Genomic DNA, 6,224 nt, shown 5'->3' on the forward strand with positions numbered 1-6,224 from the left:
ATTAAAAAAGTTTTGACTAGCACAGCATATCGCTTTAAACCTTTCACAAATGCGACATAGATTTGCGACATTTCGTCGTCAAATTTGTGAGCCTCTGTGTCGGTGTGTACAATGACCTCCCTTTTGCCCCGCAAAGCTGGCGTACGTTCGGCGTGGATGGTAACTGGTTGAATTGAAAAGAAATTTGCCTCGGTAAGAGGCAGCCTGGTGAGAAAGTGTCTATGAAAGCAGGTCTGTACCAACCAGATGARTTCAAGGATAACTGCGGTTTYGGCCTGATAGCCCATATGCAGGGCGARCCCAGTCATACCCTTTTGCAAACGGCCATTGAGGCCCTGACCTGCATGACCCACCGCGGTGGGATCAACGCCGACGGCAAGACCGGTGACGGTTGCGGTCTGCTGATTCAAAAGCCGGATGTGTTCCTGCGTGCCATCGCCCAGGAAACCTTTGGCGTCGAACTGCCCAAGCAATATGCCGTGGGCATGGTCTTCTTCAACCAGGATCCGGTGAAAGCCGAAGCCGCTCGCGAGAACATGAACCGCGAAATCCTGGCCGAAGGCCTGACCCTGGTCGGCTGGCGCAAAGTGCCGATCGACACCAGCGTCCTCGGCCGCCTGGCCCTCGAGCGCCTGCCGCTGATCGAGCAAGTGTTCGTCGGTGGTGAAGGCCTGAGCGATCAGGACATGGCGATCAAGCTGTTCAGCGCCCGTCGTCGTTCGTCCGTGGCCAACGCCGCCGATGTCGATCACTACATCTGCAGCTTTTCCCACAAGACCATTATTTACAAAGGCCTGATGATGCCGGCGGATTTGACCGCCTTCTATCCAGACCTGAGCGACCAACGCCTGCAAACTTCGATCTGCGTGTTCCACCAGCGCTTTTCGACCAACACGCTGCCGAAATGGCCGCTGGCGCAGCCGTTCCGCTTCCTTGCCCACAACGGCGAAATCAACACCATCACCGGCAACCGCAACTGGGCGCAGGCCCGTCGCACCAAGTTCACCAATGATCTGATGGATCTGGATGAACTCGGCCCGCTGGTGAACCGTGTCGGTTCCGACTCCTCCAGCATGGACAACATGCTCGAGCTGATGGTCACCGGTGGCATCGACCTGTTCCGTGGCGTGCGGATGATCATCCCGCCTGCGTGGCAGAACGTCGAAACCATGGACCCGGATCTGCGTGCGTTCTACGAATACAACTCGATGCACATGGAACCGTGGGACGGCCCGGCCGGCGTGGTAATGACCGACGGTCGCTACGCGGTGTGCCTGCTCGACCGTAACGGCCTGCGGCCGGCGCGTTGGGTGACCACCAAGAACGGTTTCATCACCCTGGCCTCGGAAATCGGTGTCTGGAACTACCAGCCTGAGGACGTGATCGCCAAGGGGCGTGTCGGCCCGGGCCAGATCTTTGCCGTGGACACCGAAACCGGTCAGATCCTCGACACCGACGCCATCGACAACCGCTTGAAGTCCCGTCATCCGTACAAGCAATGGCTGCGCAAGAATGCCCTACGCATTCAGGCGACCATGGAAGACAACGACCACGGTTCAGCGTTCTACGACGTCGACCAGCTCAAGCAGTACATGAAGATGTACCAGGTCACGTTCGAAGAGCGCGACCAGGTGCTGCGTCCGCTCGGCGAGCAAGGCTACGAAGCCGTCGGCTCGATGGGCGACGATACGCCGATGGCCGTGCTGTCCCAGCGCGTGCGCACGCCGTACGACTATTTCCGTCAGCAGTTCGCGCAGGTCACCAACCCGCCGATCGACCCGCTGCGCGAAGCCATCGTCATGTCGCTGGAAGTCTGCCTCGGTGCCGAGCGCAACATCTTCCAGGAGTCGCCGGAACACGCCTCGCGCGTGATCCTCAGCTCGCCGGTCATTTCTCCGGCCAAGTGGCGCTCGCTGATGAACCTCGATCGCCCAGGCTTCGAGCGTCAGATCATCGACCTCAACTATGACGAGAGTGTCGGTCTCGAAGCCGCGGTGCGTAACGTCGCCGATCAGGCTGAAGAAGCCGTTCGCGCCGGTCGCACCCAGGTCGTACTGAGTGACCGTCACATTGCTCCGGGCAAGCTGCCGATCCACGCTTCGCTGGCGACCGGTGCCGTGCACCATCGCCTGACCGAAAAAGGCCTGCGTTGCGACTCCAACATTCTGGTGGAAACCGCGACCGCTCGTGATCCACACCACTTCGCGGTGCTGATCGGTTTCGGCGCCTCGGCGGTCTACCCGTTCCTGGCCTATGAAGTGCTGGGTGACCTGATCCGCACCGGTGAAGTGCTGGGCGACCTCTATGAGGTGTTCAAGAACTACCGCAAAGGCATCACCAAGGGCCTGCTCAAGATCCTGTCGAAGATGGGCATCTCGACCATCACGTCGTATCGCGGTGCACAGCTGTTCGAGGCCATCGGTCTGTCCGAAGAAGTCTGCGAACTGAGCTTCCGTGGTGTGCCAAGCCGCATCAAGGGTGCACGCTTCGTCGACATCGAAGCCGAGCAGAAAGCCCTGGCGGCTGAAGCCTGGAGCCCGCGCAAGTCGATCCAGCAAGGCGGTCTGCTGAAGTTCGTCCACGGTGGCGAATATCACGCCTACAACCCTGACGTGGTCAACACCTTGCAAGCCGCAGTGCAGCAGGGCGACTACAGCAAGTTCAAGGAATACACGTCACTGGTGGATAACCGCCCGGTGTCGATGATCCGCGACCTGCTCAAGGTCAAGACCCTCGACACGCCGATGGACATCAGCGAAGTCGAGCCTCTGGAGTCGGTGCTCAAGCGCTTCGACTCCGCTGGTATTTCGCTGGGCGCCCTGTCGCCGGAAGCCCACGAAGCCCTGGCCGAAGCCATGAACCGCCTCGGTGCGCGTTCGAACTCCGGCGAAGGCGGCGAAGACCCGGCGCGCTACGGCACCATCAAGAGCTCGAAAATCAAGCAAGTCGCCACTGGCCGCTTTGGCGTGACCCCGGAATACCTGGTCAACGCCGAAGTGCTGCAGATCAAAGTCGCCCAGGGTGCCAAGCCCGGCGAAGGTGGTCAGTTGCCAGGCGGCAAGGTCAACGGTCTGATCGCCAAGCTGCGTTACGCAGTGCCGGGCGTGACCCTGATTTCGCCTCCGCCGCACCACGACATCTATTCGATCGAAGACTTGTCGCAGCTGATTTTCGACCTGAAACAAGTCAACCCGAATGCGCTGGTTTCGGTGAAACTGGTGGCAGAAGCGGGCGTCGGCACCATCGCGGCTGGTGTGGCCAAGGCCTACGCGGACTTGATCACCATCTCCGGCTACGACGGCGGCACCGGTGCATCGCCACTGACCTCGATCAAATACGCGGGCGCACCGTGGGAACTCGGCCTGGCCGAAACCCACCAGACCCTGCGTGGCAACGACCTGCGCGGCAAAGTCCGGGTACAAACCGATGGTGGCCTGAAAACCGGCCTCGACGTGATCAAGGCAGCCATTCTCGGCGCTGAAAGCTTCGGCTTCGGCACCGCGCCAATGATCGCCCTGGGCTGCAAATACCTGCGCATCTGCCACCTGAACAACTGCGCCACCGGCGTTGCGACTCAGAACGAGAAGCTGCGCAAGGATCACTACATCGGGACCGTCGACATGGTGGTGAATTTCTTCACCTACGTCGCCGAAGAAACCCGTGAGTGGCTGGCCAAGCTGGGCGTGCGCTCCCTCGAAGAGCTGATCGGTCGTACCGATCTGCTGGAAGTCCTCGAAGGCCAGACCGCCAAGCAGAACCACCTGGACCTGACTCCGTTGCTCGGCAGCGATCACATCCCGGCAGACAAGCCTCAATTCTGCCAGGTCGACCGCAACCCGCCGTTCGACAAAGGCCTGCTGGCCGAGAAAATGGTCGACATGGCCACCTCGGCAATCAACGACCTGAGCGGTGCCGATTTCGCCCTGGATATCTGCAACTGCGACCGTTCCATCGGCGCGCGGATCTCCGGTGAAATCGCCCGCAAACACGGTAACCAGGGCATGGCCAACGCGCCGATCACCTTCCGCTTCAAAGGGACGGCGGGTCAGAGCTTCGGCGTGTGGAACGCTGGTGGCCTGAACATGTACCTGGAAGGCGACGCAAACGACTACGTCGGCAAAGGCATGACCGGCGGCAAACTGGTCATCGTTCCGCCGAAAGGCAGCCTCTACAAGACGCAGGACAGTGCCATCATCGGCAACACCTGCCTGTATGGCGCCACTGGCGGCAAGCTGTTCGCCGCCGGCACCGCTGGCGAGCGTTTCGCGGTGCGTAACTCCGGTGCTCACACTGTGGTGGAAGGCACAGGCGATCACTGCTGCGAGTACATGACCGGTGGTTTCGTCTGCGTTCTGGGCAAGACCGGTTACAACTTCGGCTCAGGCATGACCGGTGGTTTCGCCTACGTGCTCGACCAGGACAACACCTTCGTTGACCGGGTCAACCACGAACTGGTGGAAATCCAGCGGATCAGCGGTGAGGCGATGGAAGCCTATCGCAGCCACCTGCAACGCGTGCTGAACGAATACGTCGAGGAAACCGACAGCGAGTGGGGTCGTAACCTCGCTGAAAACCTCGATGACTATCTGCGTCGTTTCTGGCTGGTCAAGCCCAAGGCTGCCAACCTGAAATCGTTGCTTTCCAGCACCCGTGCCAACCCGCAGTGATATGCGCCTGAAGAGTTTGATGAGGTTTTAACAATGGCTGAACGTCTGAATAACGACTTCCAGTTCATCGATGTCGGGCGCAAGGATCCGAAGAAGAAACTGTTGCGTCAACGCAAGAAAGAGTTCGTGGAAATCTACGAACCGTTCAAACCCCAGCAGTCGGCCGACCAGGCCCACCGCTGCCTGGGCTGCGGTAACCCGTATTGCGAATGGAAGTGCCCGGTGCACAACTTCATTCCCAACTGGCTCAAATTGGTGGCCGAGGGCAACATCCTCCAGGCCGCCGAGCTGTCGCACCAGACCAACACCCTGCCGGAAGTCTGCGGCCGGGTGTGCCCGCAGGATCGTCTGTGCGAGGGTGCCTGCACCCTCAACGACGGTTTCGGTGCGGTGACCATCGGTTCGGTCGAGAAGTACATCACTGACACCGCGTTCGCCATGGGCTGGCGCCCGGACATGTCCAAGGTCAAGCCGACTGGCAAGCGTGTTGCGGTAATCGGTGCGGGCCCTGCGGGCCTGGGCTGTGCCGACGTGCTGGTGCGTGGCGGCGTGACGCCGGTGGTGTTCGACAAGAACCCGGAAATCGGCGGTCTGCTGACCTTCGGCATTCCCGAGTTCAAGCTGGAAAAGACCGTGCTGAGCAATCGCCGCGAAGTCTTCACCGGCATGGGCATCGAGTTCCGCCTGAACACCGAAGTGGGCAAGGACGTGACCATGGAACAACTGCTCGAAGAGTTCGATGCGGTCTTCATGGGCATGGGCACCTACACCTACATGAAGGGCGGCTTCGCCGGCGAGGACCTGCCAGGCGTGCACGACGCGCTGGACTTCCTGATCGCCAACGTCAACCGCAACCTGGGCTTTGAAAAGTCGCCGGAAGATTTCGTCGACATGAAAGGCAAGAAGGTGGTGGTGCTGGGCGGCGGCGACACGGCGATGGACTGCAACCGTACCTCGATTCGTCAGGGCGCCAAGGCGGTGACCTGTGCCTATCGTCGTGACGAAGCGAACATGCCGGGCTCGCGCAAAGAGGTGAAGAACGCCAAGGAAGAAGGCGTGAAATTCCTCTACAACCGCCAGCCGATCGCAATCGTCGGAGAAGACCGTGTCGAAGGCGTGAAGGTGGTCGAGACCCGTCTCGGCGAGCCGGATGCCCGTGGCCGTCGCAGCCCCGAGCCGATCCCGGGTTCCGAAGAGATCATCCCGGCCGACGCCGTGGTCATCGCGTTTGGTTTCCGTCCAAGCCCGGCGTCGTGGTTCGAGCAGTTCAGCATCCAGACCGACAGCCAGGGCCGCGTCGTGGCGCCGGAGCAAGGCCAGTACAAGCACCAGACCAGCAACCCGAAAATCTTCGCCGGTGGTGACATGGTGCGCGGTTCCGACCTGGTGGTGACGGCGATCTTCGAAGGCCGCAATGCCGCCGAAGGAATCCTGGATTACCTGGGCGTCTGATCGACGCCTGACCCTGTAGGAGCCGGCTTGCTGGCGATTCAGACGACGCGGTGTATCAGGTACACCGCGTTATCGTTCATCGCCAGCAAGCCGGCTCCTACAGGG

Annotated in this window: 2 protein-coding genes; both read left to right on the forward strand. The window is 60.6% G+C overall.

Annotated elements, in window-relative coordinates:
- Positions 1-221: 221 nt before the first annotated feature.
- Positions 222-4,667 (forward strand): glutamate synthase large subunit, encoded by a 4,446-nt coding sequence (gene gltB, locus AC1DIS_RS24775; protein WP_477748834.1) that lies wholly within the window; start codon positions 222-224, stop codon positions 4,665-4,667.
- 33 nt (positions 4,668-4,700) lie between these two features.
- On the forward strand, positions 4,701-6,119 hold the full coding sequence (locus tag AC1DIS_RS24780) for an FAD-dependent oxidoreductase (RefSeq protein ID WP_007936832.1): 1,419 nt from the start codon (positions 4,701-4,703) through the stop codon (positions 6,117-6,119).
- Positions 6,120-6,224: the final 105 nt, after the last annotated feature.

Source organism: Pseudomonas sp. 05N433 (assembly GCF_056396925.1).

Excerpts from the sequence above, each read along its gene's own strand:
- AC1DIS_RS24780 (WP_007936832.1), top strand. The coding sequence starts at position 4,701 with ATGGCTGAACGTCTGAATAACGACTTCCAGTTCATCGATGTCGGGCGC.